The sequence below is a fragment of the Amycolatopsis sp. NPDC058278 genome (genome assembly GCF_042881395.1).
GTDB lineage: Bacteria > Actinomycetota > Actinomycetes > Mycobacteriales > Pseudonocardiaceae > Amycolatopsis.
This window is the reverse complement of sequence record NZ_JBHVXZ010000035.1, coordinates 35873-51596: the sequence shown is the minus strand read 5'-3', so window position 1 is coordinate 51596 and position 15724 is coordinate 35873. Positions and strand designations below refer to the sequence as shown.

Sequence of the window (15724 nt, the reverse complement as noted above, 5' to 3'; positions counted from 1 at the left end):
CCGTTTTCCACGCTACCGGGAGGTACCGACGGTTTCGGGTGGCCCGGAACCCTCAGAACTTCGTGCCCAGCCAGGTCATCGCCGCCGGCCCGCCGATCGAGACGCCGCCGATGTGTTCCAGCAGCGGGAACTCCTGCCACGTCACCGCCGCGCCCAGGGACCGCCAGCGGTCGCGCAACGCCGTTCCGACGCTGAACGGGATCAGCTCGTCCAGCGTCCCGTGGTACAGGTACACCGGCGCTTCCGGCGCGGTCGTGCCCAGGTGGTTCTCCGCCAGCCGGGCCTGCCAGTGCGGCTCGTGGATCGGGTCCGGCACCGTCACGAAGTCCCGCAGGTGCGCGAACGGTGCCGCCGTACCCAGCTCGATCGTGCACGCCTTCGACACCCGGGCCACCGCCTCGCGGCCGCGCTCGTTCAGGATCGACGTGAACGGGACGTCGGGGTACGCCGCGGCGAAGCCGGTGGCCGCGCCGAGGACCAGGCCGAACGCCGCGCCGCCGTCGTTGGCGGCGAACACCGCGTTCAGGTCCGCCGGAACCCCGCCGGCCGCCACGCCGACGACGTTCAGCGAAGGCGCGTACGTGGCCTGCAGTTCGGCCGCCCACGCCGCGGCCTGGCCGCCCTGCGAGTAGCCGAACACGCCCACCGGGCCGGCCGGGGACAGCCCGGCTCCGGGCACCCGGGCCGCGGCCCGCGCCGCGTCGAGCACCGCCCGGCCTTCGGACTGGCCGACCGCGTACGTGTGCGGTCCCGGCGTGCCGAGCCCTTCGTAGTCGGTGACGACGACGGCCCACCCCTGCGTCAACGCCTGCGCCAGCAACGCGCTTTCGTTCTCGACGCCGTGGGCCAGCAGGTTCGAGGGCGCGCACTGGTCGCCGAGGCCGTGCGTGCCCACCGCGTACGTGATCAGGGGCCGCGGGCCGCCGCGCGGCCACGGCGTCGGCGGCACCAGCAGCGTCCCGGAGACGGCGTTCGGTTCGCCGGTCGCCGAGGTCGAGCGGTAGACGAGGTGCCAGGCCTTGACGGTTGCCGGGAACGGGCCGATGAACACCGTCGTGGGCCGCTGTTCGAGGAGGACACCCGGGTCCGCGTGCGCGGAGGGGGCGGCTGTCACGAAAAGGAGCGCGACGGCGACCACTAACCGACGAAGCATCGTTGCCTCCGGCTGTTTGGTAATCAAGGTTTTCACAATTTAGCCAGCCCGGTAGGATCCGGCAATCCCTCAGAAGGAGGACACCCCCGTTGGCTCGCACGTACGGCGGCGTCGCACCCGAACAACGTCGCGCCGACCGCCGCGAGCGGCTGCTCACGGCCGGTCTCGAGCTGTTCACCACCCTCGGCTTCCGGCAGACGAAGATCACCGAGGTCTGCGCCCGCGCCGGCGTGTCGACGCGGAACTTCTACGAGGAGTTCACCGGCAAGGAGGACGTGCTGCGCACCCTCCACGACCGGATCAACAGCCTGGCGCTGGAACACGTCACCGCCGCGCTCGGCAAGGTCGCCGAGGCCGACGCCATGACCCGGATCGCCACGCTGCTCGACGTCTTCATCGACACGGTCACCGTGGATCCCCGGCTCCCGAGGCTCAACTACGTCGAAGCCGTCGGCGTCAGCGCGGAGCTGGAAGAGCAGCACCAGGTGTGGGTCGACCGCTGGGCGACCTTCATCGAAACGGAGGCGCGGCACGCGGCCGAGCACGGCGCCGCGCCCGACCGCGACTACCGGCTGACGGCGATCGCGCTGGTCGGCGCGGCCACCGGGCTGCTGCGCGAGTGGCAGGCGCACGAGCCGCCGCTGCCGGTGGAGGACGTCGGCGCGGAGCTGCGCGCGCTGATGCTGGCGGCCATCATGCGACCCGGAAAGATCTTGGAAAGCCCCGGCAACCCCGGCGCGTCCTCCGGCGTGGAAGAGTCGAGCCGGGCGGGGGAGCAGGGGGGAGCCCGGCGAACGTGAGGGCCCTTTCCCGGCGTCCGCGCCGGGAAAGGGCCCTCATGGACGTCACGTCGTGCGGACCGCCGGCAGGCCGAGCGCGACCGGGCCGGTCGTCTGGCACAGGTCGTGGCAGGTGTTGTCGAGTGTGCAGCACAGCGAACAGATCGGGCCGTCCTGCTTCGCGCAGTCGGCGACGTCCGGCAGTTCGTACGGATCGCCGCAGACCGAGCAGGTGTGCGTGGCGCGCAGGTCGACGTCGGTGTCCGGGCCGGCGACCGTGTTCGGCCGGGCCAGGTAGTACTTGCCCTTCGTCGCGACCGCGAGCGTCGGCACCAGCACGATCGCGATGACCAGTGCCAGCAGCGGGCTGAACGCGGCCAGGAACGGCCCGAACGCGCCGAAGTAGGCCGCGATCGACACCGCCGACGCGACCACCATCGAGCCGAACCCGACCGGGTTGATCTTGTGCAGGTAGGCCCGCTTGAACTCGATGTAGCGCGGCGAGAGGCCCAGTGGCTTGGCGATCACCAGGTCGGCGCAGACGGCGCCGATCCACGCGATGGCGACGTTCGAGTAGAAGCCGAGGATCTTGTTCAGGAAACCGAACGCGCCGAACTCCATCAGCGCGAGCGCGATCCCGCAGTTGACCAGCACGTACCAGACCCGGCCGGGGTGCTTGTGCAGCACGCGGGAGAAGAAGTTCGCGAACGACAGCGAGCCGGAGTAGGCGTTGGTGGTGTTGATCTTGATCTGCGAGACGACGACGAAGAGCGCGGCGAACGTCAGCGCCACCGGCCCGAGCGCCGGTTTCACCGCTTCCAGGTACGGCGCGATCGGCTCCAGCGCGTGCGTCTTCCCGACGACACCGAGGGCGAGGAACGCCAGCAACGCGCCACCGATCTGCTTCGCGGCCCCGAGGATCACCCAGCCGGGTCCGGCGGCGAGCACCGCGGCCCACCACGACCGCTTGTTCTCCGTGGTCTTCTCCGGCATGAACCGCAGGTAGTCGGCCTGTTCGCCGATCTGCCCGATCAACGACAGCGCGACGCCCATGCCGAGGCCGAACCCGATCGCGGAGAACCCGGAGCCGGTGCCCTCGGTGCCGCCGAAGTGGGCGAACTCGGCGAACTTGCCGGGCTCCCGGACCAGCACGACGACGAACGGCAGCACCAGCCCGGCGAGCCACAGCGGCTGCGTCCAGGTCTGCATCTTCGCCACCGCGCCCATGCCGTAGAGGGCGAAGGGCAGCACGATGAGCGTCGCCAGGAGGTAGCCGATGGGCAGCGGGATGCCGAGGGCGAGCTCGAAGGCCTGGCCCATGATCGAGCCTTCGAGCGAGAAGAAGATGACGGTGAAGCTCGCGTACACGAGCGACGTCAGCGTCGACCCGAAGTAGCCGAAGCCGGCTCCGCGGGTCAGCAGGTCCATGTCCACTCCGGACTTCGCGCAGGCGGCCGCGATGGGCACGCCGGTCACGAAGATGACGAGGGCCGCGGCGAGGATCGCCAGGACGCCGGAGGTGAAGCCGTAGGAGAGCACGATGCTGGCGCCGATCGCGAAGTCGGCGAGGTAGGCGATGCCGCCCAGCGCCGTCGTCGCGACGACGAACGGGGACCATTTCCGGAACGAATGAGCGGCGAAGCGCAGTGAGTAGTCCTCGCGGTTCTCGTTCGCCGCGAGCGGGGCGTACCGGCGTTTCGGCGGGGCGCTTTCTTCGGCTTCTTCGGCGTTGGACAGGGTCTCGGTCATGCCTGCCTCCGGGGTGGTGGGGAACGGGCCGAAGGTAGGCGTTTCCTGTATCGATCCTGGTCCGGCGGGTAACACGGGGGTTACAGCTTGTTGTCCAGCGGTTACGGCCTGGTGGCGCGACGGGGGTGGCGGGTGTCACCGTTCAGTGGGTTCCGCTGCCGCGCGCGAGGCCCTAACGTGCGCAGGAGCCGAAGTGACAGCTGCCCCGACCGGGTACGGAGGTTTGGCGATGATGCCGGAGATCGAGGACCAGGTGGAAGACGCCGTAGTGCGCCTGCCCGGAATGCGCGTCGCCTACGACGGGGCGGCGTTCGACGAATCCGCGCTGGCGGCCACCTGGACCGACCAGTTGCAAGGCTGGCTGAACCAGGCCGTGGCCGCCGGCATCGCCGAGCCGAACGCGATGGTGCTGGCGACGGCGGACGCCGAGGGCCGCCCATCGTCCCGGACGGTCCTGTGCAAGGGCCTCGACGACCGCGGCGTGGTGTTCTACACGAACTACACGTCCTCGAAGAGCCACGACCTGACGGCGACCCGGTACGCGTCGGTGACGTTCCCCTGGTACGCGCTCCACCGCCAGGTCCACGTCCGCGGCGAGGTCGAGAAGGTCGGCGTCAAGGAGACGGCGGAGTACTGGGCCCAGCGCCCCCGCGGCTCCCAGCTGGGCGCGTGGGCGTCACCGCAGTCCCGTGTGGTGGATGGGCGCCGGGCGCTGGACAACGCGCTGCACGGCATCGAGCGGCGGTTCGCGGACGTGGAGCAGATCCCGGCCCCACCGCACTGGGGCGGCTGGCGGATCCGCCCGGACCTGGTGGAGTTCTGGCAGGGCCGCGAGGACCGCATGCACGACCGCCTCCGGTACGTCCGCAACGACGACGGCTGGAACATCGAGCGCGTGGCGCCTTGATCCTGCCGGCTGTCCACATGCCGGTCGTGGTGTGGACAGCCGGGCTCCGGCGGCCGCTTTTCCGGCTTTTTGCCGGAGGGGCGCGATACGCTGGACAAGGGCACGCCCCCCAGGGTGGGCGGGGGCTGCGCTGCTGGTCTCCCCGCGCGACATAAATCACGCGACTCCAGATAGTTAGCCCCGCTAAGCTGATGCGTTGTGACTGGTGAACCGGGGACCCTGCCGCCCCGCTCGGGCTTGCGCAAGGTCCTCGGCCGCATCATCGTCGACACCCGGCCGCTCAAGATCCCGGCCTTCCGGCGGCTCTGGCTGTCCACTGTGGTCACCGCCGTCGGGACCCAGCTCACCGCCGTTGCCGTGCCCAAGCAGGTCTTCGACCTCACCGGGTCCTCCGCTTACGTCGGACTCACCGGGCTCGTCGCCCTCGTGCCGCTGCTGATCTTCGGGCTCTGGGGCGGTGCTGTCGCCGATGCCGTCGATCGGCGGAAGCTGCTCGTTGTCACCAACGTCCTCGTCGCGATCACCTCCGCCCTGCTCTGGCTGCAGGCCTTCCTGAACTTCGGCTCCGTCTGGCTCGTCCTCGGGCTGCTCGCCGTCAACCAGGCGCTCTTCGCGATCAACATGCCCACGCGCGGCGCCGTCGTCGCGCGGCTCGTGCCCGCCGAACTGCTGCCGTCGGCGAACGCCCTCAACAGCACGATGTCCACCTTCGGCGCCGTCTTCGGGCCGCTGCTCGCCGGTGCGCTGATCCCCGTCCTCGGCCTCTCCACCCTCTACCTGATCGACGTCGTCGCGCTGACGATCACCCTCCTCGCCGTCTGGCGGCTGCCGTCGATCCCGCCGCTCAACGGCCCCTCGCGCCGCGCCGGGCTGCGGGACGTCGTCGACGGCTTCCGGTACCTCGCCGGGCAGAAGATCCTGCTGGCCTCCTTCGTCGTCGACATCATCGCCATGGTTTTCGGGATGCCGCGGGCGCTGATCCCGGAGATGGCCGAGCGGACCTTCGGCGACCCGCCCGGCGGCGGTCCCGCGCTCGGCTGGCTCTACGCCGCCCTGCCGCTGGGGGCGATGCTGATCGGGCTCTTCTCCGGCTGGCTCACGCGCATCCACCGCCAGGGCGTCGCGGTCGTCGTCGCGATCTGCGCGTGGGGCGCGGCGGTGGCCGCGTTCGGGCTCGCGCACTCGCTGTGGCTCGCCGTCGTCTTCATGGCCCTGGCCGGCGCCGCGGACATGGTCAGCGCCGTCTACCGGATGGCGATCCTGCAGGTCGCGACCACCGACGAGATGCGCGGCCGGCTCCAGGGCGTCTTCACGGTCGTCGTCGCCGGCGGCCCCCGGATCGCCGACCTCACCCACGGCTGGGGCGCCGCCGCGTTCGGCACCACGGTCGCGGCGAGCGTCGGCGGCCTGCTGGTGATCGTGCTGGTCTGCGCGTCGATGTTCGTGCTCCCGGCCTTCTGGCGATACCGGGCGCCCACGTCGTAGTCCGATCGGGTTAGGGTGCGAACATGCGTACCGTAGTTGTCGCTTTTGTCGCCTTTGCCGCGCTGACCGCCTGCTCGTCCGGGGACGAACCGTCGAAAGCTCCTTCGTCCTCCGCGGCCCCGAAGCCGAAGCCGGCGCCGAGTACGAACGCCGCCGCCGGGTCGCTCGACCCGTGCAAGCTGCTGCCCGCCGAGGCCGTGTCGAAGGCGCTGTTCCTCGACAACCTCCAGGCGGTGCCGGGCCCGGTCCAGGACAACGCGGCCAACGGCGGCAAGGCGCGCACCTGCGAGTACCAGCACGACGGCAAGGCCGCGGGCGCGCTCGCGGTGACCCGCTACGAGGGCAAGCAGGGCAAGCCCGCCGAGATGCTCGCGTCGATCAAGAAGGCGAAGCCGGGCGCGCAGGACGTCCCGGGCTTCCCGGACGGCGCCGTCTACTACGTCGACGGCCAGAAGACGGCGACCCTCGCCTCGGCCGAGCTGGTGGCGGGCACGCCGGTGCTGGTCAACTACACCGGCCCGGCGAAGATGACGCCGGAGCAGCTCGCACCGCTCGTCAAGCAGGCCCTCGCCGCCGGCTGATCAAGCCCAGCCGACGAGCGACCACCTCCCGGTAGCCGGCAGCTGCGGGAACGCGGGCCGCGCGACCGCGCCCGGCGTGACCGGCGAGGTGAACCACTCGCCCTGGTAGGTCTGGTAGAGCACGGTGGCCTTGTCCGGCGAGGCGGCCACCTTGCCGATCATCGGCTCGGACTTCTCGACGAGCTTGGTCAACCGAGGCGTTCCGCCGTCGAGCGTCAGGCGCATCAGCACGCCGTGCTCGTCCGAGCCGGTGACGGCGGACATCAGCGTCGTCGTGGCGTCGAGCGCGGTGACGAATTGGTAGGTCGCTCCGGGCTCTTCGTAGTAGGCGTACCCGATGGCGCCCGACGAGTCGGCCAGATAAGCCAGCCGGTCTTCGGCGTGCCGGACGTCCCGCCAGGTCAGCACTTCGCCCCGCGGTCCGATCCGCCAGTCCTCGACGTGCTGGTCGGAGCTGGTGTTCGGCTCGATGCGGGCTTCCACCACCGGCCGGCCGAGCTGCCGGTAGTCGACGGAGTACACCGACTCGTCGTCGTCGAAGTACAGCTTCGACCCGACGGGGCTGAACTGCGGGTTCCGGAACCGCGAGGCCCGTTCGCTCATCGACCGCTCCGGGGCCGGCACGGTGCCCGTGCGTTCGTACCTCCGGTCGGCGGCGTTGAGCTTGAAGACATCGACGCCTTCGTAGGTCTCGAGCGTCGCGTACTGGCCGTCGGGCGAGACGAGATCCAGCTTGGTGGCCGGTCCGTCCAAGCGGTTCAGCGACGAGTCGTAGCCAGGCAAGGACAGGGTCGTCTTCGCCGCGCCGGAGGCCGGATCGGCGAAGACGATCTCGTCGAAGCCGGTCTTCTCGGAATGGTGCAGCAGCACGACACCCGAGAGGTCGAGCGGCGCCGGTTCCGGCGTCGCGGCTGCGGCCGGGCGCGGGCCCGGCTCGCTCCCGCACGCCGTCGTCAGCGCGGCCACCACCCCGAGCACGGCCGAGCACCAACGGATCTTCGCCACCATCTGAACCTCCTGTCGTCGGAGGCTTGGATGCGGCGGAAGATCATTCGGTTCCCGGCATCACCGGCGCAGTGCGGCCAGCTCGACCGGGCTGTGCGCCGAAAACACCGTGACCTCGTCCTGGTGGGTCCGCGCCAGCTCGTGCAGCCGCGCCAGGTTCTCCAGCCGCGGTCCGCGCAGCGTCTGGACGATGTTCTGGAACGCCGTCAGGCCCGGCGGGCAGTGCGGGGCCACCGGGTCCAGCTGGCCGTGGAAGAAGTAGGCGTCGCCGGCGTGCAGGAGCCAGCCGTCGCCGGTGTCGACCGCCACGCCCGTGTGGCCGCGGGTGTGGCCGGTCAGCGGGACCAGCAGGATCTCCTCCGGCAGGCCCTTGAGCGACCGGACCGCCTCGAAGCCGAACCACGGCTCGCCCGTCTCGTCGTAGGTGCTCCACAGCGGGCGGTGCGCGAACTGCGCCCTGCGGTAGCGGTACTTCTCCCCGGCGTCCGCGGGCGCGGTCGCGGCCCGGTGCTCCTCCGCCCGGACGTGCACGACGGCGTTCGGGAAGTCGGCCAGGCCGCCGGCGTGGTCGACGTCGAGGTGGGTCGCGACGATGTGCCGGACGTCGGCCGGGTCGTGGCCGAGCGCCTCGATCTGCGCGACGGCCGTCTCGGCGGCCTCGGGTTTGGCTCCGACCATCGCCAGGAACGGCTGTCCGAGCCATTCGGCGGGGCGCGCCACGCCCTGGCTGCCGAACCCGGTGTCGACCAGCACCAGGCTGTCGCCGGTCTCGAGCAGCAGGCAGTGGGCGACCAGCTCCGCCCGCCGCAGCAGGCCGGGCTCGCCGTCGAGCAGTTTGCCACCCACCGGGCGCATCGATCCGCAGTTCAGGTGGTGCACCTTCATACGCTGCTCCTGGTGCTCAGCCGGAGGAATTCGGTCTCGTCGTGCGCGGCGAAGACGGTGACCTCCTCGCCGTGCTCCTGAACAAGCTGACGCAGGCGGCGGTGATTGTCCAGCCGGGCGCCCCGCACCGTCTCCATGTGGCCTTCGAACCACTTCAGGCCCGGCGGGCAGTGCGGTGCGGCGGGGTCGGCCTGCCCGTGGAAGAAGTACGAGTCACCGGCGTTGAGCAGCCAGCCGTGGCCGGTGTCGACGGCGACCCCGGCGTGCCCGCGCGTGTGCCCGGACAGCGGGATCAGCAGGACCTCCGGCGGCAGGCCGTCGAGCTGCCGGACGGCACCGAAGCCGAACCACGGCTCACCGCTGTCCGCATAGGACGTCCACTGTGGACCATGAGCGAACTGGATCCGGCGGTACCGGCCGCGTTCGTCGTCGCGCGGGTCGGTGAAGGCGCGCAGCTCTTCGGCGTAGACGTGCACGCGCGCCCACGGGAAGTCGATGAGCCCGCCGGCGTGGTCGAGGTCGAGGTGGGTCAGCACGATATCGCGGACGTCCGCCGGGTCGAAGCCGAGTGCGCGGACCTGGGCGATCGCCGTCTGCGCCGGGTCCGCGATCGGATTGGACTGGCGGACGAACCCGGCGCCCAGCCAGGCGGTCCGGTCGACCGCGGCCGGGGTGCCCATGCCTGTCTCGACGAGCACGAGCCCGGTGGCGGTCTCGAGCAGCAGGCAGTGGCAGACCATGGTGGCGCGCCGGAACACGCCCGGCCGGCCGTCGATCAGCTTGCCGCCCAGCGGGCGCAGGGTGCCGCAGTTGAGGTGGTGGACGCGCATCAGGCGAACTCCCGATCGAGGGTGGTGTGCAGGTGGGTGGCGACCGCGCGCAGCGGCGCGAGGTCGCGGCGGGTGCGGGCCAGCAGCAGCCCGCCTTCGATCGCGGCGAGCACGATCGTGGCGAGTTCGTCCGCTCGCCCGGCGGAAAGACCTTGCCCGGCAAGGTATCCACCGAGAACGCCGTGCCAGGATGCGTAGCCGTCCGCGCAGGCCTCCCGGATGGGCTCGCTCGCCGCGGCGGCGTCGAGCGCCACCGTCGCAAGAGGACAGCCGCGCTGGAAGTCCGATCCGGTCAGGAAACCCGCGAGCGCGTCGACCGCGCGGTCGATCCCGGTCGCGGGGTCGGGAGCGCCGGCCAGGATGGCTTCGAGGAGAGCGCCCGTGCGCTCGCTCGACAGCCGGACGGCTTCGGTGGCGAGCTGCTCCTTGCCGCCGGGGAAGTGGAAGTAGAGCGAACCCTTGGGGGCGCCGCCGGCCGTGGTCAGCTGGGTCAGGCCGGTGGCGTGGTAGCCCTGGGTCTGGAACAGGTCGGCGGCGGTGTCGAGCATCCGCTGCCGCGTGTCGGTGCGGCGAACCATGACGGAACCGTAGCGCAAACTATGACGACCGGTCTAGTGACTTCGTGGATCGGTAAGGTCGTGCGCATGGGCAACCCGACCGGTCAGCAGTTCGAGATCACCCGCGGCAACGCGCGCGCCGTCGTCACCGAAATCGGTGCCGGCCTGCGTGCCTTCGAAGTCGGCGGCGTGCCGTACGTCGAGGAGTTCCCCGAAGACGCGAAGCCGCCGATGGGCGCCGGGCAGGTGCTGCTGCCCTGGCCGAACCGCACCAAGGGTGGCCGGTGGACGTTCCAGGGGGAGACCCAGCAGCTCCAGATCACCGAGGAGGCGCGCGGCAACGCCATCCACGGCCTGACCCGCCACCTCGAGTGGGAGCTGCTGGAGCACGCCGAATCGTCGGTCACCCTGGCCGTCGACGTCGCGGTCCAGCCGGGCTGGCCGGTGCCGCTGCGCGCGACCGTGACGTACGAGGTCGCGCCGCGCGAACTGACCGTCACCCACGAGATCCGCAACGAAGGCGAGCAGCCGATCGGCGTCGGCGTCGGCACGCACCCGTACTTCCGGATCGGTGACGTCCCGACCGACGAGCTGACGCTGGCGCTGCCCGCGAGCCGGGTCCGGCCGTCCTTGCCCGACGAGCAAATGCCGTACGCCGAGGAGCAGGACGTCGAGGGCACCGAGTACGACTTCCGCACCGGCCGCGTGCTGGCGGGGGTCAACCTGGACACGGCGTTCGGCGGCCTCGCGGAGGCCGAGGACGGCACGCACCACATCGTCCTCAGCCACGACGGCCAGGAGCTGCTGGTCTGGACCGGCCCCGACTTCCGCTGGGCCCAGGTCTTCACCCCGGACGACCTGGTCGGCCGCGGCCGCGCGGTGGCGATCGAGCCGATGACCTGTCCGGCCGACGCGCTCAACACGGGCACCGACCTGATCGAGCTGGAGCCGTCGGCGTCGTGGTCGGGCAGCTGGGGCATCCGGGTCCGGTGACGCCGCGTCGCCTGGGCGTCGCCGACGCGGGTGAAGTCCTGACGCTGCAACGGGCCGCGTACGTCACCGAGGCCCGGGCGCACGGAGACCTGGATCTGCCGCCGCTGCTGGAGACCCTGGACGAGACGCGGGTGGCGCTCACGGGCTTGTCCTGGGGGCTGCGCGAATCGGGTCGCCTGGTGGCGTCGGTGCGGCTGACGGTGACCGGGCCGGTCGGGGTGATCGGGCGCCTGGTCGTCGCTCCGGACCGCCAGGGGGCCGGGCTGGGCGGCGGACTGCTGCGGTTCGCGGAGTCGGCGGCGCCGGCGGAGGTGACGGTGTTCCGGCTCTTCACCGGCTCGAAGAGCGTGGGGCCGTTGCACCTGTACGCCAAGCACGGCTACCGCGAGACGCACCGGACGCCCGAGAACAACCACGAGCTCGTGCACTTGGAGAAGGCCCGCGTGCACGGCCCCGGACGAGTTCGTTAGCGTGGCGAACTATGGCGAAGGCAATTGTCGGGGGCTATGTCGTCCCCATCGACGGTGATCCCATCGAGGGCGGCACGGTCCTGATCGACGGCGGCAAGATCGTCGCGGTCGGCACCGAGGTCGACGTCGACATCCCGGAAGACGCCGAACTGGTCGACGCGGCCGGCACCTGGGTGCTGCCCGGCTTCATCGACGCCCACGCCCACCTCGGCGTCCACGAGGACGGCGAAGGCTGGGCCGGCAACGACACCAACGAGATGACCGACCCGAACGGCGCCCGCTTCCGCGCCGTCGACGGCATCGACCCCTACGAGCCCGGCTTCGACGACGCGCTCGCGGGCGGTGTCACGAGCGTCGTCATCAAGCCCGGCTCCGGCAACCCGATCGGCGGGCAGACGATCGGTGTCAAGACGTGGGGCCGCAGCATCCTGGACATGACGTTCGCGGAGCACGTCAGCGTGAAGAGCGCGCTCGGCGAAAACCCGAAGCGCGTGTATGGCGACAAGAAGCAGACGCCGTCGACGCGCCTGGGTGTCGCGGCGATCTTGCGCGAGGCCTTCACCAAGGCCCGCAACTACCAGGCGAAGCGCGCGCACGCCGAGTCCGAGGGCAAGCCGCACGAGGTGGACCTGACGCTGGAGACGCTGTCGAAGGTCCTCGACGGCGAGCTGTTCTGGGACCAGCACGTCCACCGCGCGGACGACATCGTGACCGCGATCCGGCTGGCCGACGAGTTCGGCTACAAGCTGGTGATCAACCACGGCACCGAAGGCCACCTGATCGCGGACCTGCTGGCTTCCCGCGACGTCCCGGTGATCCTCGGCCCGCTGTTCACCACGAAGTCCAAGGTCGAGCTGCGCAACCGCACGCTGCGCTCGGCCGGCATCCTGGCCCGCGCGGGCGTGAAGATCGCGATCACCACCGACCACCCGGTGATCCCGATCAACTTCCTGGTGTACCAGGCGGCCCTCGCGGTGAAGGACGGCCTCGACCCGGCGACGGCGCTGCGTTCGCTGACCATCAACCCGGCGTCGATGCTGGACCTCGACGGGCAGATCGGCTCGCTGAAGCCGGGCCTGGACGCCGACGTGGTGCTGTGGTCGGGCGACCCGCTGGACGTGATGAACCGCGCGCTGCGCGTCTTCGTCCGGGGTGACGAGGTGTACCACTTCGACGAGTCACTGGGCGAGGGCGTGTCGAAGGACCGCCGGTACCGGGAGACTCGCTGAGTTTCGGGCGGCACGCCGGTAACCGGGCGGTTCCGGCGTGCTGCCCGATCAGTCGAGGAGTGTGGTCAGGTCTAGCTTGACCGGGAACGGGACATCGGTGGTGAAGGTGCCGGTGACCGCGGGGGCGTCCAGGTAGCCGGAACCTGCTCGGTAGCAGGCTACGAGCGAGACCGGCTCGGTGAGGTCGACGATCCAGTAGTGCGGGATTCCGGCGTCGGCGTACTCGTCGTGCTTGACCCGGTAGTCGGTGCGCTTCGATTCCGGTGTCACGACCACCGCGACCTCGTCGGCGCGAAGCATCTCCTCGTCACCGCGCGCAAGCGCGGCTTTGTCGAAAATCAGCAGGTCGGGCCGGCGCGAGAAGCTGGGTTGGTCGCCGGGAGCCAGCTGTAGGTCGAGGTCGACGCCGAGGACGAATGTCAGCTCGCGCGGCAACTGCGGATCGAGCTGTCCGGCCAGCGAGAAAGCAGCCAGATTGTGCGTCGCGCCAGGATTGGGTGATGTCACCACCCGGCCTTCCACTAGCTCGGTGTAGCCGACTTCGGTTTCACCGAGCGCCGCGTACTCCTCGATTGTCAGCAATCGCACCGGAACTACTGCCATCGGGCCTCCCAGCTCACGAGACCAGTGCGTCGAGGTCGAGCCGCGCCGGGAACGGGACATCCGTCGTGAAGGTGCCGGTGACCGCCGGCGTGTCGACGTAGCCGGCCCCGCCTCGGTGGCAGGCGACGAGCGAGACCGGCTCGGCGGTGTCCACGATCCAGTAGTGCGGGATCCCGGCGTCGGCGTACTCGTCGTGCTTGACCTGGTAGTCGGTGCGCTTCGAGTCCGGGGCCACGATTTCGACGACGATGAGCACCTCGTCGGCCCGGACCAGGCCGTCGCCGCGGGCCAGCGCGGCGCGGCCGACGATCAGCAGGTCCGGCCGCCGGGCGAAGCCGGGCTCGCCGTCCGGTGCCAGGCGCAGGTCGAGGTCGTTGCGGACGACGAAGGCGAGCCCGCGCGGCAGCTGCCGTTCGAGCTGGCCGGCCAGCAGGCACACCGCCACGTCGTGTCGGCGGCCGGAGCCGGGTGAGGTCACCAGGCGGCCTTCCACCAGCTCCGTGAAACCGGTGCCGTCGAGCGCCGCGTACTCCTGGATGGTCAGCAGATGACCGGGCATGCCGCCACGGTATCCGTCCCCCGCGCGCGACACGGGTCGCTGGATCGGGCTACGCGTTCTTCAGCTCCCGCGCGATGACGAGCCGCTGGATCTGGTTCGTCCCCTCGAAGATCTGCGGCACCTTCGCCTCCCGCATGTACCGCTCCACCGGGAAGTCCCGCGTGTACCCGGCCCCGCCGAGGACCTGCACGGCGTCCGTCGTCACCTTCATCGCGCCGTCGGTCGCCACCAGCTTGGCGATCGACGCCTGGCGCTTGAACGGCATCCCGCGGTCCCGGCGCCGGGCCGCGTCCAGGTACAGCGCCCGGGACGCCTCCACCGTCGCGGCCATGTCCGCCAGCAGGAACTCGATGCCCTGGAAGTCGATGATCGGGCGGCCGAACTGCGAGCGCCCCTTCGCGTAGGCCACCGCTTCGTCCAGCGCCGCCTGGGCCAGGCCCACCGCGCACGCCGCGATCCCCAGCCGGCCCGAGCTCAGCGACGACAGCGCGATCCGCAGCCCGGCCCCCGGGTCACCCAGGAGCCGCGAAGCGGGCACCCGGGCGCTGTCGAAGATCATCTGGGCCGTCGGCGAGCCGGTCAGGCCCATCTTCCGTTCGCGCGGTGCGGCCGAGAGGCCGGGCGTGGCCCCGTCGACCAGCAGGCACGAGATTTCGGAATCGCCCGTGCGGACCATCGTCATGTAGAAGTCCGCCACCCCCGCGTGGGTGATCCACGCCTTGGTCCCGTTGACGACGTAGTCCGGGCCGTCGAGACGCGCGCGCGTCGACAGCGCCGCCGCGTCCGAGCCCGCCTGCGTCTCCGACAGCGCGTACGCACCCAGCAGCGAGCCTTCGAGCATGTCCGGGAACCACCGGTCGCGCTGCTCGTCGGTGCCGTACTCCGCGAGCGCGTAGCAAGACATCGTGTGCACCGACAGCCCGACGCCGACCGTCATCCACGCCGTCGCGATCTCCTCCAGGACCTGCAGGTAGACCTCGTACGAGACGTCGCCGCCGCCCCAGCGCTCGCTGTACGGCAGGCCCAGCAGGCCGGACTTGCCGAGCAGGCGGAACTGCTCGCGGGGGAACTGCTCCGCTTCCTCGGCTGCCGCTGCCCGCGGAGCGAGCTCGTCGCGCGCGATCTCGGTGGCCAGGGCGACCAGGTCCTCGGCTTCCGATGAAGGCAGCAGGCGTTCGGCGGGCATCGTCGTCCTCCAAACCAGCGTCTGTCGGGGGTCCGGGTGGCGGCGCCCCCGGCCCGGGGCGAAGCCTCGGAATGCTTCAGTACTGAAAACAGTACTCTGGGCTCGTTCAGAGTACAGTAAGACAGGCCTGGGGTGGCCGGAAGACGTAGGAGATAGTGAGCCGATGCGCCCCGAACCCCGCCGCCGGCCGACCGCCCGCCAGCAGGCGCTGCTCGGCGAGCTCGAGGCGCTCTTCCTGGCCGAGGGCTTCGCCGTCTTCACGCTGGACGACCTGGCCGGCCGTCTGCGCTGCTCGAAGTCGACGCTCTACGCGCTCGCGCCCAGCAAGGAGCAGCTCGCCGTCAAGGTCGTCACGCGGTTCTTCCGGGGCGCCGCGGAGCGGATCGAGGAGCGCATCGCCGGGATCGACGACGCCCCCAAGCTCATCGGCGAGTACCTGGCCGGGGTCGCCGAGCACCTCAACCGGGCGTCGGCGGCCTTCATGCGGGACCTCGCCGAATTCGGCCCGGCCCGGGAGGCCTACCAGCTCAACAGCCGGTTCGCCGCGAAACGGCTCCGGCAGTTCATCGACAAGGGTGTTGCCGACGGGGTGTTCCGGGACGTCCACGCCCGGCTGGTGGCCGAGATGACCGGGCTGATCATCGAGGGCATCCAGACCGGCGTGCTCGCCCAGCGGACCGACGTGTCCGACGCCGACGCGTTCACCGCTTTGGGCGAACTGCTGCTCGGCGGCCTGAACAAATAGCGGACAGG

17 protein-coding genes are annotated in these 15724 nt (G+C 70.8%); 8 read left to right on the top strand and 9 right to left on the bottom strand.

The features are described from left to right. Positions 1-52: 52 nt before the first annotated feature. On the bottom strand, positions 53-1153 hold the full coding sequence (locus ACFVYA_RS19975) for a lipase family protein (protein ID WP_387046808.1): 1101 nt from the start codon (positions 1151-1153) through the stop codon (positions 53-55). 89 nt (positions 1154-1242) lie between these two features. Here ACFVYA_RS19975 and ACFVYA_RS19970 point away from each other — a divergent pair, with 89 nt between their 5' ends. Further along, complete coding sequence (locus ACFVYA_RS19970) at positions 1243-1953, top strand: TetR/AcrR family transcriptional regulator (RefSeq protein ID WP_387046805.1); 711 nt, start codon at positions 1243-1245, stop codon at positions 1951-1953. A gap of 45 nt (positions 1954-1998) precedes the next feature. Here the strand turns inward: ACFVYA_RS19970 and ACFVYA_RS19965 are convergent, their stop codons facing one another. Next, positions 1999-3681, bottom strand: coding sequence for a cytosine permease (locus tag ACFVYA_RS19965; protein WP_285986694.1), 1683 nt, complete (start codon positions 3679-3681; stop codon positions 1999-2001). Between the two features lie 229 nt (positions 3682-3910). Here ACFVYA_RS19965 and pdxH point away from each other — a divergent pair, with 229 nt between their 5' ends. From pdxH to ACFVYA_RS19950, 3 genes are all read left to right on the top strand, one after another. After that, positions 3911-4588, top strand: coding sequence for a pyridoxamine 5'-phosphate oxidase (gene pdxH, locus ACFVYA_RS19960; RefSeq protein WP_013230168.1), 678 nt, complete (start codon positions 3911-3913; stop codon positions 4586-4588). Positions 4589-4807: 219 nt separating this feature from the next. Beyond that, positions 4808-6073 carry an MFS transporter gene (locus ACFVYA_RS19955; protein WP_387046855.1) on the top strand — a complete coding sequence of 422 codons (1266 nt, stop codon included), beginning with the start codon at positions 4808-4810 and terminating at the stop codon, positions 6071-6073. Between the two features lie 23 nt (positions 6074-6096). Next, positions 6097-6654 (top strand): DUF3558 family protein, encoded by a 558-nt coding sequence (locus tag ACFVYA_RS19950; protein ID WP_285986692.1) that lies wholly within the window; start codon positions 6097-6099, stop codon positions 6652-6654. Here ACFVYA_RS19950 and ACFVYA_RS19945 read toward each other — a convergent pair whose 3' ends face one another. The 4 genes from ACFVYA_RS19945 to ACFVYA_RS19930 are packed head-to-tail and all read right to left on the bottom strand — an operon-like array spanning position 6655 to position 9952. Further along, positions 6655-7662 carry a hypothetical protein gene (locus ACFVYA_RS19945; RefSeq protein ID WP_387046802.1) on the bottom strand — a complete coding sequence of 336 codons (1008 nt, stop codon included), beginning with the start codon at positions 7660-7662 and terminating at the stop codon, positions 6655-6657. A gap of 57 nt (positions 7663-7719) precedes the next feature. After that, positions 7720-8544, bottom strand: coding sequence for an MBL fold metallo-hydrolase (locus tag ACFVYA_RS19940; protein WP_387046801.1), 825 nt, complete (start codon positions 8542-8544; stop codon positions 7720-7722). Further along, positions 8541-9374 carry an MBL fold metallo-hydrolase gene (locus ACFVYA_RS19935; RefSeq protein ID WP_387046799.1) on the bottom strand — a complete coding sequence of 278 codons (834 nt, stop codon included), beginning with the start codon at positions 9372-9374 and terminating at the stop codon, positions 8541-8543. The genes ACFVYA_RS19940 and ACFVYA_RS19935 overlap by 4 nt, the downstream gene beginning before the upstream one ends. Next, a complete protein-coding gene (locus ACFVYA_RS19930; RefSeq protein ID WP_387046797.1) occupies positions 9374-9952 on the bottom strand; it encodes a TetR/AcrR family transcriptional regulator in 579 nt (192 codons plus the stop codon). The genes ACFVYA_RS19935 and ACFVYA_RS19930 overlap by 1 nt, the downstream gene beginning before the upstream one ends. 66 nt (positions 9953-10018) lie before the next feature. Here ACFVYA_RS19930 and ACFVYA_RS19925 point away from each other — a divergent pair, with 66 nt between their 5' ends. From ACFVYA_RS19925 to ACFVYA_RS19915, 3 genes are read left to right on the top strand one after another with little or no spacing between them, the layout of a single operon-like run. Next, positions 10019-10924, top strand: a complete 906-nt coding sequence (locus ACFVYA_RS19925) for an aldose 1-epimerase family protein (RefSeq protein WP_387046796.1) — start codon at positions 10019-10021, stop codon at positions 10922-10924. Continuing rightward, positions 10891-11394 carry a GNAT family N-acetyltransferase gene (locus tag ACFVYA_RS19920; RefSeq protein ID WP_387046795.1) on the top strand — a complete coding sequence of 168 codons (504 nt, stop codon included), beginning with the start codon at positions 10891-10893 and terminating at the stop codon, positions 11392-11394. The genes ACFVYA_RS19925 and ACFVYA_RS19920 overlap by 34 nt, the downstream gene beginning before the upstream one ends. Positions 11395-11405: 11 nt before the next feature. Beyond that, positions 11406-12623, top strand: a complete 1218-nt coding sequence (locus ACFVYA_RS19915) for an amidohydrolase (RefSeq protein WP_285986686.1) — start codon at positions 11406-11408, stop codon at positions 12621-12623. 48 nt (positions 12624-12671) lie between these two features. Here ACFVYA_RS19915 and ACFVYA_RS19910 read toward each other — a convergent pair whose 3' ends face one another. The 3 genes from ACFVYA_RS19910 to ACFVYA_RS19900 are packed head-to-tail and all read right to left on the bottom strand — an operon-like array spanning position 12672 to position 14971. Continuing rightward, entirely contained in the window at positions 12672-13226 is a 555-nt protein-coding gene (locus tag ACFVYA_RS19910; protein ID WP_387046792.1) for a Uma2 family endonuclease, read from the bottom strand. Between the two features lie 13 nt (positions 13227-13239). Then, positions 13240-13785, bottom strand: a complete 546-nt coding sequence (locus ACFVYA_RS19905) for a Uma2 family endonuclease (protein ID WP_387046790.1) — start codon at positions 13783-13785, stop codon at positions 13240-13242. Between the two features lie 49 nt (positions 13786-13834). Then, entirely contained in the window at positions 13835-14971 is a 1137-nt protein-coding gene (locus tag ACFVYA_RS19900) for an acyl-CoA dehydrogenase family protein (protein ID WP_387046788.1), read from the bottom strand. Between the two features lie 163 nt (positions 14972-15134). Here ACFVYA_RS19900 and ACFVYA_RS19895 point away from each other — a divergent pair, with 163 nt between their 5' ends. Further along, positions 15135-15716, top strand: a complete 582-nt coding sequence (locus ACFVYA_RS19895) for a TetR/AcrR family transcriptional regulator (RefSeq protein WP_285986682.1) — start codon at positions 15135-15137, stop codon at positions 15714-15716. Positions 15717-15724: the final 8 nt, after the last annotated feature.